12 protein-coding genes are annotated in these 18,137 nt (G+C 71.7%); 6 read left to right on the forward strand and 6 right to left on the reverse strand.

What is annotated here, in order from left to right; all coding sequences use genetic code 11:
- Nucleotides 1–10: 10 nt before the first annotated feature.
- Nucleotides 11–841 (reverse strand): MerR family transcriptional regulator, encoded by an 831-nt coding sequence (locus tag QIS99_RS04140; protein ID WP_282510452.1) that lies wholly within the window; start codon nucleotides 839–841, stop codon nucleotides 11–13.
- A gap of 344 nt (nucleotides 842–1,185) precedes the next feature.
- Between QIS99_RS04140 and QIS99_RS04145 the strand changes: the two genes are divergently transcribed.
- The gene (locus QIS99_RS04145; RefSeq protein WP_282510454.1) at nucleotides 1,186–2,658 is read left to right on the forward strand and encodes an amino acid permease; all 1,473 of its coding nucleotides are present in this window, start codon (nucleotides 1,186–1,188) and stop codon (nucleotides 2,656–2,658) included.
- Between the two features lie 86 nt (nucleotides 2,659–2,744).
- Here the strand turns inward: QIS99_RS04145 and sph are convergent, their stop codons facing one another.
- Entirely contained in the window at nucleotides 2,745–3,746 is a 1,002-nt protein-coding gene (sph, locus tag QIS99_RS04150) for a sphingomyelin phosphodiesterase (protein WP_282510456.1), read from the reverse strand.
- 209 nt (nucleotides 3,747–3,955) lie between these two features.
- Nucleotides 3,956–5,449: a M1 family metallopeptidase gene (locus QIS99_RS04155; RefSeq protein ID WP_282510457.1), complete on the reverse strand. Its 1,494-nt coding sequence runs from the start codon at nucleotides 5,447–5,449 to the stop codon at nucleotides 3,956–3,958.
- Between the two features lie 245 nt (nucleotides 5,450–5,694).
- Between QIS99_RS04155 and QIS99_RS04160 the strand changes: the two genes are divergently transcribed.
- The 3 genes from QIS99_RS04160 (at nucleotide 5,695) to QIS99_RS04170 (ending at nucleotide 10,906) form a co-directional block, all read left to right on the forward strand.
- Nucleotides 5,695–7,677, forward strand: a complete 1,983-nt coding sequence (locus QIS99_RS04160; RefSeq protein ID WP_282510458.1) for a Xaa-Pro dipeptidyl-peptidase — start codon at nucleotides 5,695–5,697, stop codon at nucleotides 7,675–7,677.
- A 97-nt stretch (nucleotides 7,678–7,774) separates the two neighbouring features.
- Nucleotides 7,775–9,070 (forward strand): M14 family metallopeptidase, encoded by a 1,296-nt coding sequence (locus QIS99_RS04165; protein WP_282510459.1) that lies wholly within the window; start codon nucleotides 7,775–7,777, stop codon nucleotides 9,068–9,070.
- A 108-nt stretch (nucleotides 9,071–9,178) separates the two neighbouring features.
- Nucleotides 9,179–10,906 carry a BCCT family transporter gene (locus QIS99_RS04170; protein WP_408909479.1) on the forward strand — a complete coding sequence of 576 codons (1,728 nt, stop codon included), beginning with the start codon at nucleotides 9,179–9,181 and terminating at the stop codon, nucleotides 10,904–10,906.
- A 129-nt stretch (nucleotides 10,907–11,035) separates the two neighbouring features.
- Here the strand turns inward: QIS99_RS04170 and QIS99_RS04175 are convergent, their stop codons facing one another.
- Nucleotides 11,036–11,971 (reverse strand): FAD-dependent oxidoreductase, encoded by a 936-nt coding sequence (locus QIS99_RS04175; RefSeq protein WP_282510463.1) that lies wholly within the window; start codon nucleotides 11,969–11,971, stop codon nucleotides 11,036–11,038.
- A 308-nt stretch (nucleotides 11,972–12,279) separates the two neighbouring features.
- Between QIS99_RS04175 and QIS99_RS04180 the strand changes: the two genes are divergently transcribed.
- A complete protein-coding gene (locus QIS99_RS04180; RefSeq protein ID WP_282510465.1) occupies nucleotides 12,280–13,335 on the forward strand; it encodes an oxidoreductase in 1,056 nt (351 codons plus the stop codon).
- A 119-nt stretch (nucleotides 13,336–13,454) separates the two neighbouring features.
- On the opposite strand, the gene QIS99_RS04185 is transcribed toward QIS99_RS04180, so the two are convergent.
- Entirely contained in the window at nucleotides 13,455–15,923 is a 2,469-nt protein-coding gene (locus tag QIS99_RS04185) for a Tex family protein (protein ID WP_408909473.1), read from the reverse strand.
- A 187-nt stretch (nucleotides 15,924–16,110) separates the two neighbouring features.
- Nucleotides 16,111–16,974: an SCO6745 family protein gene (locus tag QIS99_RS04190; RefSeq protein ID WP_282510470.1), complete on the reverse strand. Its 864-nt coding sequence runs from the start codon at nucleotides 16,972–16,974 to the stop codon at nucleotides 16,111–16,113.
- A gap of 113 nt (nucleotides 16,975–17,087) precedes the next feature.
- On the opposite strand from QIS99_RS04190, the gene QIS99_RS04195 reads away from it, so the two are divergent.
- Complete coding sequence (locus QIS99_RS04195; protein WP_282510472.1) at nucleotides 17,088–18,095, forward strand: GlxA family transcriptional regulator; 1,008 nt, start codon at nucleotides 17,088–17,090, stop codon at nucleotides 18,093–18,095.
- Nucleotides 18,096–18,137: the final 42 nt, after the last annotated feature.

Genomic DNA, 18,137 nt, shown 5'->3' on the forward strand with positions numbered 1-18,137 from the left:
GCTCTGGGCCTCACCCGCCCGCGTACCGCGCGCGCAGCTCCTCCTTGAGGGTCCTCTGGAACGCGGTGACCAGGGCCTGCACCACCATCGGCTGCATGTGTGCGGAGAGGGACTTCATCGCGGCCACCGCCTCCGGGTCCCGCTCGCGCTCGCTGTACGGGCCCCACACCTCGTCCTGGAACAGCCGCGTCAGCTCCTTCGCGGCCTCCCGGGAGTGCTGGAGCATCACCTCGCGCGCGGAGAGGATCGAGTCGAGGCCGATCGGCACGTCGAGCAGGCGCAGGCCGAGGTGGAGCACGCCCGGGTCGATCCGGAAGGTGTCCGCGTCGTCGGTGCGCTCCAGGACGTCCATCGCGGCGAGCCGGTCCACGTCGGCCTCGTCGAGGGCGCGGCCGGCGCGACGCTCCAGCTGCTCGTGGCTCATCTCGGCGGCGCTGTCGGGGATCCAGCTGGCGACCAGGGCGCGGTGGATCGCCAGGTCGTGCTCGCTCATGTCGGGCGGCAGCTGCTCCAGGTACCGCTCGATCGCGGCGAGGGTCAGGCCGTGGTGCTGGAGCTCCTCGATCAGGGCGAGCCGCGACAGATGGTCGGGCCCGTACCGCCCCACCCGGCGCGGCCCTATGGCCGGCGGGGGCAGCAGCCCGCGGGTGCTGTAGAAGCGGATGGTGCGCACGGTGACTCCGGCGCGGGCGGCCAGCTCGTCGACCGTGAGGGTCGGCGCCCCGGGGCCGGAGAGGGCCGGACCGACCTGGCCGTCCCGACCGTGCCGACCGTCCTGGCCGTGCCGACCGTCCTGGCCGTCCCGACCGTCCTGACCGGAGGAGTCCGCTTCGGTCGTCATGGCTGCGCTCCATCTCGGGGTCGTGCGTGCTCGGGCGTGCGTGCTCGGTCGTGCGTGCTCGGTCGTGCAGGGGTCCAGTGAGACAGTATTGCTGTACCACCAGCGTTGTGAAAGTAGTGCGCAGCCGTCTTCGTACCGTCCGATCCAAGGCCCTACGAGCCGTGACAGAGCGATCGCAAGGACATGACCAGCATGTGAGATAAAACGCGATGTGATCCGCGTCACCGCATAATCCCGCGCCCGCGGGTGAAGGTGTCCCGTCGGTTCGTGTCGAGGTGGTCTCGTGTCGAGGTCAGGTGGGGGTACGGACCACGGCACATCCCCTGAAGAGAGCAGATCCACCCGTGAGCAAGGACGCCGTCACGACGGCCACGGCCGCATCCCGCACAGATGCCGCCCAGCCGCCTGCGGATGCGGGCGACGCCGGTTACAACAAGGACCTCAAGGCGCGCCACATCAACATGATCGCCATCGGTGGCGCGATCGGAACCGGCCTCTTCCTCGGTGCCGGAGGGCGCCTCAACTCGGCGGGACCGGGCCTCGCGCTCGCGTATCTCGCCTGCGGCATCATCGCCTTCTTCGTCGTTCGCGCCCTCGGCGAACTGGTCGTCTACCGGCCCTCGTCCGGTTCCTTCGTGTCGTACGCGCGCGAATTCCTCGGTGAGAAGGGCGCCTTCGTCGCCGGCTGGGCGTACTTCCTCAACTGGTCGACCACCGGCATCGCCGACATCACGGCGATCGCGCTCTACACGCACTACTGGAGCTTCTTCACCGACATCCCGCAGTGGGTGCTCGCCCTGATCGCGCTCGCGATCGTGCTGGTGGTGAACCTGATCTCGGTGAAGATCTTCGGCGAGATGGAGTTCTGGTTCTCCATCATCAAGGTCGCGGCGCTCGTCGGGTTCATGCTCATCGGCATCTTCCTGCTGGTCACGCAGCAGCCCGTCGGCGGCGAGACCCCCGGCCTGCACGTGATCACCGAGAACGGCGGCTGGTTCCCCGAGGGCCTCATGCCCGTCGTCATCGTGATGCAGGGCGTCGTCTTCTCGTACGCCTCCCTGGAGCTCGTCGGCGTCGCGGCGGGCGAGACCGCCGAGCCGCAGAAGGTCGTCCCGCGCGCGGTGAACTCGATCATGTGGCGCGTCGGCCTGTTCTACGTCGGCTCGGTCGTGCTGCTCGCGCTGCTGATGCCCGGCTCGATGTACTCGGGCGACGAGAGCCCCTTCGTCACCGTGCTCTCCAGCATCGGCGTGCCGGCGGCGGGCGACGTGATGAACCTGGTGGTCCTCACGGCCGCGATGTCGTCCCTCAACTCGGGCCTGTACTCCACCGGCCGCATCCTGCGCTCCATGGCGATGGCCGGCTCGGCGCCCAAGTTCACCGGGAAGATGAACCGCTCCAAGGTGCCGTACGGCGGCATCCTGCTCACCTCCGCGGTGTGTGTGGCGGGCGTGGGCCTGAACTTCCTGATGCCGGAGAGGGCCTTCGAGATCGTCCTCAACGTCGCCTCGATCGGCATCATCGCGACCTGGGTCACGATCATGGTCTGCCACCTGGCGTTCGTCCGCCGTGCCAAGCAGGGCCTGCTCGAACGCCCGAAGTTCCGGCTCCCCGGCAGCCCGGTCACGGAGATCGTCACGATCGTCTTCCTGCTCTCCGTGCTCGTCCTGATGTGGCAGGACCCGGAGATCGGCCGCCGCACGCTGTACCTGATCCCGGTCATCGCCGCGGCGATGGTCATCGGCTGGTTCGGGGTCCGCAAGCGGGTCGCGAAGAAGGAGCTCGACAAGTCGTACGACGAGCTGGGCATCGAGTAACGCCCGCCCGCACGGCCCCACACGGCCCCACACGGCGGCCCCGCCCGAGCACTCCTCGGGCGGGGCCGCCGTCGTGTGCGCGCCGCCTACTTCCCGGACGCGGTCACCGGGTAGTGGTCGGAGAGGTTCGTGTACGTGTACTCCTTGCCCCAGCTGGACACCGTCCAGGGCGCGCTCTGCTCCTTGACGACGTGGTTGGTCCAGCCTTCGGGGCGGGCGTGGCCGGTGCGGTGCAGGACGTAGTCGAGGTCCTCGCTCGGGGCGTCCGGGTAGCGGTCCTTGGCGATGGAGTTCTCCTCGGTGTCGAAGGAGTACGTGTGCCCGGTACGGGACTCCGCGCCGTCCACGCCCGCGTCGCGGAGCATCGAGGCGTACTCGCCGCTGTGCGAGTCGACGTTGAGGTCGCCCGCGAGCAGGACCTGCTCGTCCGCGGGGATGTTCTTCGCGTCGAGGAAGGCGTCTATCTCCTTGAACTGGGCGCTGCGCATCTTCGCGGCCTCGCCCTCGCCGCAGCCCGGGTCGGTCGACTGGGCATGGGTGCCGACCACATGGACGTTCTGCCCGTTCACATTCAGCACCACATAGGCGAAGCCCTTGTTGGAGAACCAGTCGGCCCCGCAGGCGTCGCCGAAGACGTACTGCTCCTTGTGCAGGATCGGCCACTTGCTGAGCACCGTGACACCGCCGTCCTCCGGCGTGGTCGCCGAGTAGCTGCCGCCGGTCGCGTCCCAGCCGTCCTTGCTGCGGCCGACGACCGGCGTCTGGTGCGGGTAGGCGGTGGCGGCCTGCTGCTTCAGCGCGTCCGACGCGGAGTTGTCGAAGGCCTCCTGCAGCACGACCACGTCCTGGCCCTGGAAGAACGGCGCCTTGACGATCTCGGCCGCGCGGTGGTCCTGGCCCCAGTTCGGGTAGAGCGCCTTGCTGAACAGGAACGCGTTGTACGTGAGGACCTTGAGGTTCTGCGCGGAGCTCTGCTCGACGCTCTGCTCGACGGGCGCGGCGGCGGCGGGCTGAGCCGCCAGCGCACCGCCCGCGAGCGCGAGCGCCAGGGCGGCGCCGCAGGCGCGACGGGCCGGGATGTGAGGCATGGGGGACTCCTGTGGTCTGTGGGGGTGAGGTTCGCGCCACATCCAACCAGGAGAAGTTACTTACAGGTAGCCCCGAGGTGACGGAATCTGTCCGGCTCCGGGCTCCGGGTGGCATACGTCCGGCTCCGGGTGGCATACGTCTGGGCGGCGCGCCCGAAAGCACGCCGCCCAGCCGCGCGTTGGCACCTCAGCGGTACCTCAGTGACACCTCAGTGCTTGTGGTCGTGGACCGTGTTCGTCCGCGCGATCTTCTTCCACGACTTGGGCTGTGCGGCCTTGCTGCGCGCCACCCCCACGCCCGCCGCGGCCGGTGCGGACGGCTTCGACGTCTGGTACAGCCAGGTGTCGAAGAGCCCGGCGAGCGGCTTGCCGGAGACCTGCTCCGCGTACCGCACGAAGTCGGACACCTTCGCGTTTCCGTACGCGTGCTCCGCCGGCCAGCCCTTCAGGATCTCGAAGAAGGCCTTGTCGCCGATCTCGCCCCGCAGCGCCTGCAGGGCGAGCGCGCCCCGGTCGTAGACGGCGATGTCGAACTGGTTCTCCGGGCCCGGGTCGCCCGGCTTCACCGTCCAGAACGCGTCGTCCGCGGGGTGCGAGGCGTACACGTAGTCCGCGAGTTCCTGGGCCGTGCCCTCGCCCTCCTTCTCGGACCAGAGCCATTGGCTGTAGCGGGCGAAGCCCTCGTTGACCCAGATGTCCTTCCAGCCGTGGACGGAGACGCTGTCGCCGTACCACTGGTGCGCCAACTCGTGCACGACGACCGACACGTTGGAGCCGGAGGCGAACTGCTTCGGGCTGTAGAACGGCCGGGTCTGCGTCTCCAGGGCGTAGCCGCTGGTCACGTTCGGGACATAGCCGCCGAGCGCGTTGAACGGGTACGGGCCGAAGACCTCCTCCAGCCACTCGGCGACCTCGGCGGTGCGCTCGACGCTGGCCTTCGCCGCGCCCTCGTTCGCGCCGAGGTCCTTGCTGTACGCGTTCAGTACGGGCAGGCCCGCGGCCGTCCTGTCGGTCGTGATGTCGAACTTGCCGACCGCGAGCGTCGCCAGGTACGAGGCCTGCGGCTTGTCCGAACGCCAGCTGTAGCGCGTCCAGTCGGCGCCCACCGGCCGGGTGGACTGCAGCACGCCGTTGCTGATGGCCTGCGTGCCGTTGGGCACCTGCACCGACACGTCGTACGTGGCCTTGTCGAGCGGGTGGTCGTTGGACGGGAACCACCACACCGCCGACTCCGGCTCCTGCGCGGCGACACCGCCGTCCGGGGTGCGGTGCCACGCCGTGAAGCCGTTGATCTCAAGCTCGGACGGCTTGCCCGCGTACCGCACGACGACCGTGATCTCGCTGCCCTGCGGCAGCGGCGCGGCCGGGGTGACCTCGACCTCCTGGTCGCCGGAGAAGGACACCTTCGCCTTCTTGCCGTTGACCCGGACCTCGCTCACATCCAGGCCGAAGTCCAGATTGAACCGCGACAGGTCCTGCTTGGTGGTGGCGAGGATCGTCGCCGTGCCCTCCAGCAGGTCGGTCTTCGGCTGGTACTTGAGGCGCAGGTCGTAGTGCGAGACGTCGTAGCCGCCGTTGCCGCTCGCCGGGTAGTACGGGTCGCCGATCCCGGCGGCGCCCGGCTCGTAGTCGGCGGCCGATGCCGGGATCGCCAGCAGCAGGGCGGCCACGAACGCGCCGGGGACGATCAGTCTGCGGTGCACAAAAGCTCCAAGTGGTCGATGTGGGGGGCTGGTTGGGGTGCGGACGGCCGATAGGTGTACGACGGTCCGCGTGCTCCGGAGCCTATTCAGCCCCGTACGCCCCGGTCATGTCCATGGCCCCTGCTGTCACACGACTGCCATCCGGCCGACATGTGCCACTTCGTCCTGCACTCCTGACATCTCGCACCTCGAAGACCACGACTGCCCTCTTTTGCACGGGAGTTGACCCGGGTACGTTCCGGCCCATGCCGATACATGTGCGGGATCTGCGCCTGGTACGTGTGCTGTTGCTCGCGGGAGCGCTCCTGGCGGCGCTCCTCGCACCCGTCTCACCCGCGTACGCCGCCCCGCCCGACGGCGAGGAGAGCAGGCCCGTCCACGCGTACGAGAACGCCGTACGCGAGTCCGTCTGGGTCGACACCCGCATCGACGGGGACGGCGACGGACGGACCGACCGGGTCGCGGCCGACATCATCCGGCCCCGCGAACCCGCGCAGCAGGGCCGGAAGATCCCCGTGATCATGGACGCCAGCCCGTACTACCAGTGCTGCGGGCGCGGCAACGAGAGCCAGAAGAAGACGTACGACGAGCACGGGAACGTCGTCCGGTTCCCGCTGTACCTCGACAACTACTTCGTGCCGCGCGGCTACGCCTTCGTCGCCGTGGACCTCGCCGGGACCAGCCGCTCGGACGGCTGCGTGGACGTCGGCGGCCGCTCCGACGTGCAGTCCGCGAAGGCCGTCGTCGACTGGCTGAACGGCCGCGCCAAGGGCTACACCACCCGCACCGGCGGTGAACGCGCGAAGGCCGACTGGTCCAACGGCCGCACCGGAATGATCGGCAAGAGCTACGACGGCACCGTGGCCAACGGCGTCGCCGCCACCGGGGTCGAGGGCCTGGAGACCATCGTCCCGATCGGCGCGATCTCCTCCTGGTACGACTACTACTTCCAGCAGGGCGCGCCCCTCTACGACTCCGGGCCCGAGTGGCTGTCGGACTACGTGGAGAGCCCCGCCGCCCGCGCCCGCTGCGGCGCCGTGCAGCAGCGGCTCATCGACGGGGCGCCCCGCAGCGGCGACCGGACCGGCCTCTGGGAGGAGCGGGACCACGTCCCGGACGCGGACCGGGTGAAGGCCAGCGTCTTCCTCGTCCACGGCATGCAGGACCTGAACGTCCGCGCCAAGCACTTCGGGCAGTGGTGGGACGCCCTCGGCGAGGCCGGGGTCGAGCGGAAGATCTGGCTCAGCCAGACCGGCCACGTCGACCCCTTCGACTTCCGCCGCGAAGACTGGGTACGCACCCTGCACCGCTGGTTCGACCATGAACTCCTCGGCTACGACAACGGCATCGACGAGGAGCCGATGGCCGACATCGAGCGCGCCCCCGACCGTTGGACGACCGACCGGCACTGGCCGCCGCAGGCCACCGGCACCGTCCGCCTGCACCCCGGCAAGGGCGAACAGCCCGGCGTCGGCACCCTCGGCCCGCAGCGCGCCCCGGCAGGCGCCGTAGAGAGCTTCACGGACGACCCGCGGCGCGGCGAGGCCGACTGGGCGGCGCAGGTGGACCAGTCGACACCCGACAAGGCCTCCTTCGTCACCGGCCCGCTCACCCAGGACCTACGGCTCTCCGGCTCCTCGCAGATCACCGTCACGGCCACCCCGAACGCCACGAGCGCCCACCTCTCGGCCGTCCTCGTCGACCTCGGCCCCGACACGATCCGCGACTACACCGGGTCCGGTGAAGGCATCAACACCCTTGACGAGCGCACCTGTTGGGGCGCCGCTCGCCCCGGCGACAGCCCCTGCTACCGGGAGACCGAGGCCGACACCGCCGACGTCGACTTCACCGTCTTCGCGCGCGGCTGGGCCGACCTCGGCACCTACGCCGACCCGGACAAGGGCCGCCCGCTCACCCCGGGCAAGCGGCACACGCTCACGATCGACATCGCCGCGAGCGACCACGTCGTACCGAAGGGCCACCGCCTCGCCCTGATCGTCGCGGGCACCGACGCCGGGCTCATCGAACCGCCCGCCGCCCGCCCGCAGCTGACCCTCGACCTCGCGCGCACCCAGGCCCGCCTGCCCCTGGTCGGCGGCGCCCGCGCCTTCGCGGAGGCGACCCGCGGCGCGGCGGAACCCGAGCAGCCGCGCGAGAGCCGTTACGAAGGGCTGCAACGCGACCCCGCCGCGCAACGCGTGCCCGGCGGCGTCCCGTTCATCGGCTGAACCTCGCCACGCCGAAGCGACCGACCCGCACGCCGAAGCGACCGACCCCGCACGCCGAAGCGACCGACCCCGTACGAGAACCAGGGAGGCACCACCCTTGAGACCCCGCGCCCGCACCCTCGCCCTCACCGCCGCCACCGTGCTCGCCGCGCCCCTCCTCGCCGTACCGGCGAACGCGGCCGAGGCCGGGGCGGGCGGTGACGGGCCCCGCACCGGCTTCGAGCGGAGCAACGGCGCCCGCTGGACCAGTCAGCCAGAGGAGCAGAAGTTCCTCGCCACGATCGACCGGGCGCACCGCGACGTCACCGTCGACCGCATCGGCACCACCCGGCAGAACCGCCCCCTGCAACTCGTCCGCATCGGCGAGGAACGCCGCACCACCAACACCGTGCTGCTCATCTGCAGCCAGCACGGCGACGAGCCCTCCGGCCGCGAAGCCTGCCTCACCACCACCCGCGAACTCGCCGCCGCCACCGACGACCGCACCCGCGCCCTGCGCCGCACCACCACGTTCCTGATCGTGCCCACCGTCAACCCCGACGGCCGGGCCGCGAACACCCGCGGCAACTCCGACGGCGTCGACATCAACCGCGACCACCTGGCCCTCCAGACCGCCGAGGGCCGCGCCCTGGCCGCCGTGATCCGCGACAAGCGCCCCGACGTCATCTACGACCTGCACGAGTACGGCGCCACCCCGCCGTACTACGACAAGGACCTCCTCGACCTCTGGCCGCGCAACCCCAACGTCGCCGAAGGCGTGCACCGCGAGGCGCAGACCCTGTCGGGGAAGTACGTCAGGCCCGCCGCCGAGGACCACGGCCACTCCACCGGCACGTACGGCATCTGGACCGACCCGGAGACCGGCGAGCCGGTCAAGCAGACCGCGGGCGACGGCCAGGAGCGCATCCTGCGCAACACCTCCGGCCTCAAGCACGCCGTCGGCCTCCTCATCGAGAGCCGCGTCGACGCCCTCACCGAGCGGGAGAAGGCCGACGAGGCGTTCAACAACCGCCGCCGCGTCACCTCCCAGCTGCACGCCCTCGACGGCCTGCTCGCCTACACCGGCGCACGCGCGGGCCAGATCCGCGCCGCCACCGCGGCCGCCCGCACCTCCGGCCTCGCCGACCGCGGCCCCGTCTACACCGGCGGCGCCGACAACGACCCCGCCGAACCGGCCGAGACCCTGCAGGACCCGCCCTGCGGCTACACCCTCGACGCGGACCAGTACGCGGAGGTCGGCGACGAGCTGCGGCTGCACGGCATCAAGGTCAAGCGCACCGACGACGGCGCCTTCGTCCCCGTACGGCAGTCGCTGCGGGCTCTGGTGCCGCTGCTTCTGGACGAACGGGCGCCGTATCACCTCATCGAGGCACGTCCGTTCGAAGATTGCTGAAGGGGGTAATAGAACCGGCCCATGTGGTAAGGGGTAGCGGTGACTTGATTTCGTACCGCGATTCGTACCGCGATTCGTACCTCGAAGGGCGTGCCAGTGACACATGATCTGAGCAAGACGGCTGACCAGGGAGAGCCACCGGGCGGATCGGTGGAGCTCCCTGGCAGCCCGCACGAGGGGCCGCCGGCCCAGACCGACAGAGTGGTGTTCGGTGTCACCGCCGTCCTCACCCTCGCGTTCGTCGTCTGGGGCGCGCTCTCCACGGACACGCTGGAAACAGTCTCCACGAAGATGCTCAACGGCCTGATCCACAACGGCGGCTGGGCGTTCGTGCTCGCGGCCTCCGGCTTTGTGATCTTCGCGCTGTGGCTGGCGATCAGCCGCTACGGGAGGATCACCCTCGGCGCGGAGGGCGAGGAGCCGGAGTTCCGTACGGTGTCCTGGATCGCCATGATGTTCAGCGCCGGCATGGGCATCGGCCTGATGTTCTACGGCGTGAGCGAGCCGCTGACGCACTACACCTCACCGCCGCCCGGCACCTCGCCTGCCGACTCGGGCGCGCAGATGGAGGTGTCGATGGCCACGACGCTCTTCCACTGGACGCTGCACCCGTGGGCGATCTACGCCGTGGCCGGACTCGCCATCGCGTACTCCTGTTTCCGGCGCCGCAGGCGGCAGACCATCAGCGCCGTGTTCACCCCGCTCATCGGGGAGAAGAACGCCAACGGCGGCATCGGCCGGGCCATCGACATCCTCGCCATCTTCGCGACCCTCTTCGGCTCCGCCGCATCCCTCGGCCTCGGCGCCCTGCAGATCGCCAACGGCATGCGGGAGCTGGACTGGGCCACCAAGGTCAGCACCGCCGTCCTCGTCTCCATCATCGCCGTGCTCACGATCTGCTTCGTGGCATCCGCGGTGTCCGGTGTGGAGAAGGGCATCCAGTGGCTGTCCAACATCAACATGGTGCTCGCGGGCGTGCTCGCGGTCTTCCTGTTCGTGGTGGGCCCGACGGTCCTCGTGCTCGACCTGGTGCCGACCTCGGTCGCCGCGTTCCTCGGCGACCTGCCGATGATGGCCGGCCGTACGGAAGCGGCCAGCGGTGAGGACATCGCCACCTGGCTCGGCGGCAACACGGTCTTCTACTGGGCCTGGTGGATCTCCTGGACGCCCTTCGTCGGCATGTTCATCGCCCGCATCAGCCGGGGCCGTTCGATCCGCCAGTTCATCGGCGGCGTCATCCTGGTGCCGTCCACGGTGAGCCTCATCTGGTTCGCGGTCTTCGGCGGTACGGCGATGCAGCTGAGCGAGGACGGTCGGCTCAGCACCGACCTGTCGGTCGAGGGCCAGCTGTTCGGCGTCCTGAACGAGTACCCGCTCGCCACCGTCATGAGCCTGCTCGTGATGATCCTGGTGGCCATCTTCTTCGTCTCCGGCGCCGACGCGGCGTCCATCGTGATGGGCACGCTCTCGCAGAAGGGCACGTTCGAGCCGACCCGGTTCGTCGTCATCTTCTGGGGTGTGGTCACCGGTGCCGTCGCGGCCATCATGCTGCTCGTCGGCGGCGGTGGCGACGACGCCCTGACGGGCCTGAAGAACCTCACCATCCTGGTCGCGGCGCCGTTCGCGGTGGTCATGGTCGGCATGTGCTGGGCCCTGATGCGCGACCTGCGCCACGACCCGCTGATCGTGCGGGGCGAGAAGGGCGAGGAGGCGGTCGAGATGGCCGTCATCGCCGGCCACGAGAAGTACGACGGGGACTTCGAGCTCCGCATCGGCCCGGCGGACCCGGAAGCACCGTCCGCCCCCGCGGACAAGGGCGCGTCCTCGGGCAGGTAACCCGGCCCACGGCCCACACCTGCGGCGGCGCCGCCCCCTCTCAACCGGGGGCGGCGCCGCCGTTGCTTTCCGCTCTCCGCCCCTTCCCGGACCGGCCTAGCCCAGGCCTGGTCCAGGCCTAGTCCAGGGCTAGCCCGCCAACCCCGCCGCCGCCTCCGCGCACCCCCAGGCCACCGTCACTCCGGCGCCCCCGTGCCCGTAGTTGTGCACCAGCACCCCGCCGCCCTCGACGCGCTCACGTTCCAGGCGCACCGTCGGGCGCGCCGGGCGCAGGCCGACCCGATGGGCCAGGACGCGGGCGTCGGCGACCTCCGGACGGACCCGCGCGCACCGCTCCACGATCGCCGCCGCCGTCCCCGGATCGGGCTCACGGCTCCACTCGCCCTCCTCCGCGGTCCCGCCGAGCACGAGCCCGTACGGCTGCGGCAGCAGATACGTCGTCTCGGCCGCACCCCCGCCGCCCGTCGCCACGAACCACTCCTCGACTCCCGGGTTCTCCACGACGACCAGCTGCCCCCGCACCGGCTGCACCGAGGGGTCGGCCGCCAGCGAACGCGCCCCGAGACCCGTGCAGTTGACCACCACCCCCGCCTCGGCCGAGGCCGCCCGCAGGTCCGTCACCGTGCGCCGCTCGACCCTGCCGCCCGCTGCGGCCAGCCGGTCCTCCAGGTACGACAGATGCGTCGGCATGTCGATCAACGGCACCGTAGCCCGCAGCCCCGGCCCGCCCGGCGTCGCCTCCCGCAGCCCCGGCACGGCCTGCGCCCACCGCCCGAGGTCGCCGGGCCGGGTGTCGGCCATGGTGCCCGTGACGAGCCGTACCCCCGTCGTCGACGGCTCCGCGGCCAGCGGCACGTACACGTCGAGGGAGCGCAGCGACCACTCCTCGACCAGGGCCTGCGGCTCGATCCGGTACGGCCAGCACAGCCCGCCCGCCACGGCCGACGTGCAGTCCGCGGCCGGGTCCCGCGCCCACACGCGTACCCGCTCGCCCCGCTCGGCGAGGACCACCGCCGTCGTCAGCCCGATGACCCCGCCGCCCACCACGATCGTTTCAGCGCTCATGCACGGACCCTAGGGCGTGTCCGGCGGATCTTCGCGGGTCCACGACGCTCCCCCAGCTACCGCTGGGGGTGCCCCCAGGCACGCTCCCCCAGCCTCCGGCCGGGGGGACCCCCAGAGCACGCTCCCCCAAGCTCTCGGCTCCGCTCGAACAGGGGGGACCCCCATGACGCCGCGGCCTGTTCCGCGAAGATCCGCCGGACACGCCCTAATCGGCACCGGAAGCGGCACTCGTACCGGCACCGCTACCGCACCGGAATCGGCACCGGCCGGCATGCTCGCTTCCGTGTCCCGGCGGGAATACTCCGCACATGTCTGCCGAATACACCTCCTTCGGCCTGGCCCCGGCGACCCGCGCCGGGGGAGTCCTCGCGGACGGTGGCTATCAAGTGCACCGGGATTACCTGGACTTCATCGTCGACGGCCGCCCGCTGCTCTTCCAGCTCTCCGACCTCGACGCGGTCTCCCCGCTCGCCGCGGACGTGCCGCCCGCCATCTTCGTCGACCATGTGCGCCGACTCCTCCTGGAGGCGGAGGCCCCGCTGGCCGACGGCCGGTACGTGATCTACGGCTGCCCGGAGTGCGAGGCGCTGGCCTGCGGCGCGGTGACGGCGGTCATCGAGCGTGCCGGGGACGGGACGGACGGCGGCGACGCCTATGTGTGGCGGGACTTCGCCTGGCAGACCGAGGAGCGCGCCGACCTGGAGCGCAACGGCTACCACGGCATCGGCCCGTTCCGCTTCCGCGCTCAGGAGTACCGGAACGCCCTACGCCGCGTCCTGCGGGCCGAGGACGCCTCCGGCGCTCCCGCCGCCCGCCGCCGCGTCCTGCTGGTCGGCGCCCGCGCGGCGGTCCTCGCGAAGCTCGCCGCCGCGCTCCGGATCATCGGCATCGGCGCGGAGACCCTGCCCGCCGACGGCACGCTCGACATCCCGCCCGAGGAGCTGCGCACGTACGGCGCGGTGGCGTTCGGCCGAGGCGTGACGGACGGTCAACGTGCCGCGATACGCGGGGAGTTCGAGCGGGCGGGCATCGCCGTCGAGTACGTCGACGGGCTCGCCCCGATCGTCCCGCTCCTGGTCGCCCAGATCGAACAGGCCCTGGGAGAGGGGCAGCTCGCCCGTCACCGGCTCGCGGGGCTCGACGTGGTCGACGGCGAGGCGGACGTCCAGGTCGCCTCGACCTGCCGCGTCCGCCTCACCGCGTACCGCCTGGACCGCCTCCACCGCGGCCGCGCCCACGCGGTGTACGAGGGCATCCTCGAACCCGGCAGCCACCGCATCGCCCTCGACCCCCGGGCGGTGCGGGGCCGGGCGTTCCTGGTGGCCCGGGCGCCGGGGGCGGTGCTGGTGAGCGCGGTGCCTTGAGGCGGCCGTCGTGGCTGGTCGGCGCCCACGCGGCGGAGCCGCACATGTTGTCACAGCCCCGCGCCCCGGTCGGGGTACGAATGCCGCGCCCCGGTCGGGGCGCGAATGCCGAGCTCCGACTACCGCCCGCGCCCGCCCTCGTCCAGCAACCCCGCCTTCCGCAACGCGTCCGCCATCGCACTGTTCGCAGGCGCCGGAGCCTGACGGCCACCGCCACCGCCACCGCCACCGCGCCGGTCCCGGCCGCCGCCCCCACCCCGCTGCTGCGGAGGCCGCCCACCGGACCCGCCCCGCTCACGCCGCTGCCCCTGACCCTGCCGCTGCCCCTGACCGGCGGAGGTGCCCGAACCGCCCCCGGCCGCACCGGAGTTCGCCTCGTCGTCCAGGCGCAGCGTCAGCGAGATCCGCTTGCGCGGGATGTCCACGTCAAGAACCTTCACCTTGACGATGTCGCCCGGCTTCACCACGTCCCGCGGGTCCTTGACGAACGTCTTCGACATCGCCGACACATGCACGAGCCCGTCCTGGTGCACCCCGACGTCCACGAACGCGCCGAACGCCGCGACGTTGGTCACGACCCCTTCGAGCACCATCCCGGACGACAGGTCCGCGATCTTCTCGACGCCCTCCTTGAACGTGGCCGTCTTGAACGCGGGCCGCGGGTCCCGCCCCGGCTTCTCCAGCTCGCGCAGGATGTCCGTGACCGTCGGCAGACCGAACTTGTCGTCCACGTACTCGGCCGGACGCAGCGAGCGCAGCACGCCCGTGTTCCCGACCAGCGCGGCCACCTCGCCGCCCGTCGACTTCACCATCCGCCGCACCACCGGGTACGCCTCGGGGTGTACGGCGGAGGCGTCCAGCGGGTCGTCCCCGCCGCGGATACGCAGGAAGCCCGCGCACTGCTCGTACGCCTTCGGGCCGAGCCGCGTGACGTCCTTCAGGCCCTTGCGGCTCAGGAACGGGCCGTTGGCGTCGCGGTGCGCCACGATGTTCTCCGCGAGGCCCGAGCCGATGCCGGAGACGCGGGCGAGCAGCGGGGCGGAGGCGGTGTTCACGTCCACGCCGACGCCGTTCACACAGTCCTCGACCACTGCGTCGAGCGAGCGGGACAGCTTCACCTCGGACAGGTCGTGCTGGTACTGCCCGACGCCGATGGACTTCGGGTCGATCTTCACCAGCTCGGCCAGCGGGTCCTGAAGCCGCCGCGCGATGGACACCGCGCCACGGATCGACACGTCCAGGTCCGGCAGCTCCTGCGAGGCGAACGCGGAGGCGGAGTAGACCGAGGCGCCGGCCTCGGACACCATCACCTTGGTGAGCTTCAACTCCGGGTGCTTGGCGATGAGTTCACCGGCCAGCTTGTCCGTCTCACGGGACGCCGTGCCGTTGCCGATCGCGACCAGGTCGACCGAGTGCTGCGCGGCCAGCCCGGCGAGCTTCGCGAGCGCCTGGTCCCACTTGTTGGCCGGGACGTGCGGGTAGATCGTGTCCGTCGCGACGACCTTGCCGGTCGCGTCGACCACGGCGACCTTCACACCCGTACGGAAACCGGGGTCCAGGCCGAGCGTCGCGCGCGTGCCCGCGGGCGCCGCGAGCAGCAGGTCCCGCAGGTTCGCCGCGAACACCTTGACCGCCTCGTCCTCCGCGGCCGTACGCAGCCGCAGCCGCAGGTCGATCCCGAGGTGCACCAGAATCCGCGTCCGCCAGGCCCAACGCACCGTGTCGAGCAGCCACTTGTCACCCGGCCGGCCGCGGTCGGCGATCCCGAAGCGGTGCGCGACGATCGGCTCGTACGAGGACGTGGCGGCGGAACCTGGAGCGGTCGGCTCTGCGGGCTCCTCCGGCTCCAGGACGAGGTCGAGGACCTCCTCCTTCTCGCCGCGCAGCATCGCGAGGACGCGGTGCGAGGGCAGTTCGGTGAAGGGCTCGGCGAAGTCGAAGTAGTCGGCGAACTTCGCGCCGTCGGTCTCCTTGCCCTCGCGGACCTTCGCCGCGAGCCGCCCGCGCGTCCACATCCGCTCGCGCAGCTCGCCGATCAGGTCGGCGTCCTCGCCGAAGCGCTCGGTGAGGATGGCCCGCGCGCCGTCGAGCGCGGCCTGCGGCTCGGCGACGCCCTTCTCGGCGTCCACGAACGCGGCGGCCGCCGCGAGCGGCTCCACGGACGGGTCGCCGAGCAGTCCGTCGGCCAGCGGTTCGAGGCCCGCCTCGCGCGCGATCTGCGCCTTCGTACGACGCTTGGGCTTGAAGGGCAGATAGATGTCCTCCAGGCGCGCCTTGGTCTCGGCGGCCCGGATCTGCGCCTCCAGCTCCTCGGTCAACTTGCCCTGGTCCCGCACCGAGTCGAGGATCGCGGCCCGCCGGTCCTCCAGCTCCCGCAGGTAGCGCAGCCGCTCCTCCAACGTGCGCAACTGCGCGTCGTCGAGCATCTCGGTGGCTTCCTTGCGGTACCGGGCGATGAACGGCACCGTCGAACCGCCGTCGAGCAGCTCGACGGCGGCCTTCACCTGCCGTTCCCGCACGCCGAGCTCCTCGGCGATCCTGCTCTCGACGGACCCTACGACCGGTGTCGGTGTCGCCCCAGTGGTCACGATTCCCCTACCGCCTTCTCGCTGAGCTTGAAGTGGCATTGTGGCAGGTCGCAGTGACAGTCCGGGATCGGGTGGGGCTCCGCCCGCCCCGCGCGGGGGTCCCGCCGCCGGTCAGACCCGGTGCGCCCGGCGCGTCGCCGGGAGCCGTCGTCGAACGGGGGCGGGAGTCCCGGGGAGGCGGAGTGCCTCAGCCCTTGCCGAGCAGATCCGCCGGGAACGCGCCCGCGGCGAGCGCCGTGCCGGTGAAAGCGGTCGCGAGCTCCGTCAGGCGTTCCACACCTGCGGCGCCCAGATGCTCGTACGGGGCCGCGTCGAGACGGTCCGTGGCCAGCTCGACCTCCGCGCGGAGCGCGACGCCCGCCTCGGTCAACTCGCCGTCCGCGCCGAGCAGTCCGCGCTCCCGCAGCCGCCCGGCCGCCGCGTCCCAGTCGTCCTGGGTCCAGCCGCGGGTGGCGAAGATCCACTGGGGCGCCATGCCCTTGCCGGTGGCGGTGTGGCTGACCAGCGCCTCGACCGGGTCGAGCCCGGCGTCCAGGAGCACGGCGAGGTGGCCGTCGCCGCGGTGCTCGCGCAGCAGCGTCGCCGCGTGCCAGAAGGCGAGGTGCGGTTCCTGCGGTACGGGCAGGTCGGCGTGGGCCGCGTACAGGGGCCGGGCGTGCCGGGTGCAGGCCTCGGTGGCGCGCAGCGCGAGCCGGGCGGCCTCCGCCATCGCGTCCGAGGCCGGCGCCTCGGCGCCGAGGAGGCGCCGCAGCGTGGAGTCGACGGAGCTCAGGCGCGCGGCGAGCACGTCCTCGGGCGCGGCGGTGTCCCAGACGGCGGGCAGGGCCTTGGCGACCAGGTCGTGCTTGAAGTTGTAGAAGGATGCCGAGACGACACCCGGCCCGACCCGGCCGAAGGCGGCGGCACGCCCGGCGAAGTAGGCGTCGTTGGGGTCGTCGACGCCGAGTGCGGCGAGCTCGGCGGTGAAGTCGGGGGAGAAGTAGACGGTGGAGTGCAGCGGGTTCACGACGTTGTGACAGCGGCGTCCGGCGCGCGCGGGCAAAGTGGTCATGACGGCACGTTACCGACTGGTTGGTACGGCGTGGAAGGGCCGGGGCCCCGACGGCAGGAAAGGTGGGGTCCTCGTCATTGCCGCCACCCCTGCCCGGCAGAAGAATCGACCGCATGAATCCCCAGCGCGCCGGGTGCGCCCGAGCGGACCAGGACGTGCTCGTGGTCCTCTTCGACGAGGTCCAGAGCCTCGACGTGACGGGCCCGGTCGAGGTCTTCACCGGCGCGACGTACGCGGCCGAGGCCGCCGGCCGCCCCGCCCGCCAGGGCTACCGCGTCCGCACCGCCTCCCTCGACGGCACCCCGGTCCGTACGTCCAGCGGGCTCACCCTCGTACCGGACGGCGCCCTCGGCCAGGGGCCCGCCCCGCACACCCTGCTCGTACCGGGCGGGGACGGCACCCGCTCCCGGGACCCCCGGCTGATCGACGCCGTACGCGAACTCGCCCCGCACGCAAGCAGGCTGGTCTCGGTCTGCACCGGCGCCCTGCTGCTCGCCGAGGCCGGACTGCTCGACGGCAGGCGGGCCACCACGCACTGGATGTTCGGCGAGAAGCTGGCCCGCGACCACCCGGAGGTGCGGGTCGAGGCCGACCGGATCTACGTACGCGACGGGCAGGTCGCCACCTCGGCGGGCGTCACCGCGGGCATCGACCTGGCCCTCGCCCTCGTCGAGGAGGACCTCGGCCGTGACATCGCCCTGACCGTCGCCCGCCACCTGGTGGTGTTCCTGCGCAGGCCGGGCAGCCAGGCCCAGTTCAGCGCCCAGCTGGCCGCGCAGACCGCGCAGCGCGAGCCGCTGCGCGAGGTGCAGCAGTGGATCACCGAGCACCCCGCGTCCGACCTGTCCGTGTCGGCGCTCGCCGAGCGCGCCAGGCTCTCGCCCCGGCACTTCGCACGCGCCTTCCGGGCGGAGACGGGCACGACGCCCGGCCGGTACGTGGACCGGGTCCGCCTCGAACACGCGCGGCGGCTCCTTGAGGACAGCGCCGACGGCGTCGAGGAGATCTCCCGCGCCTGCGGCTACGGCACACCCGAGGCGATGCGCCGCGCCTTCGTCAGGAACCTGGGCACGGGCCCGGCCGAGTACCGCCGCCGCTTCCGCACGACGACGGCACGCTGACGCGCTCCGCCCCGTACCACTCAACTCCCGACCCAACCGAAA

Source organism: Streptomyces solicavernae, from assembly GCF_029968095.1.
Lineage (GTDB): Bacteria > Actinomycetota > Actinomycetes > Streptomycetales > Streptomycetaceae > Streptomyces > Streptomyces solicavernae.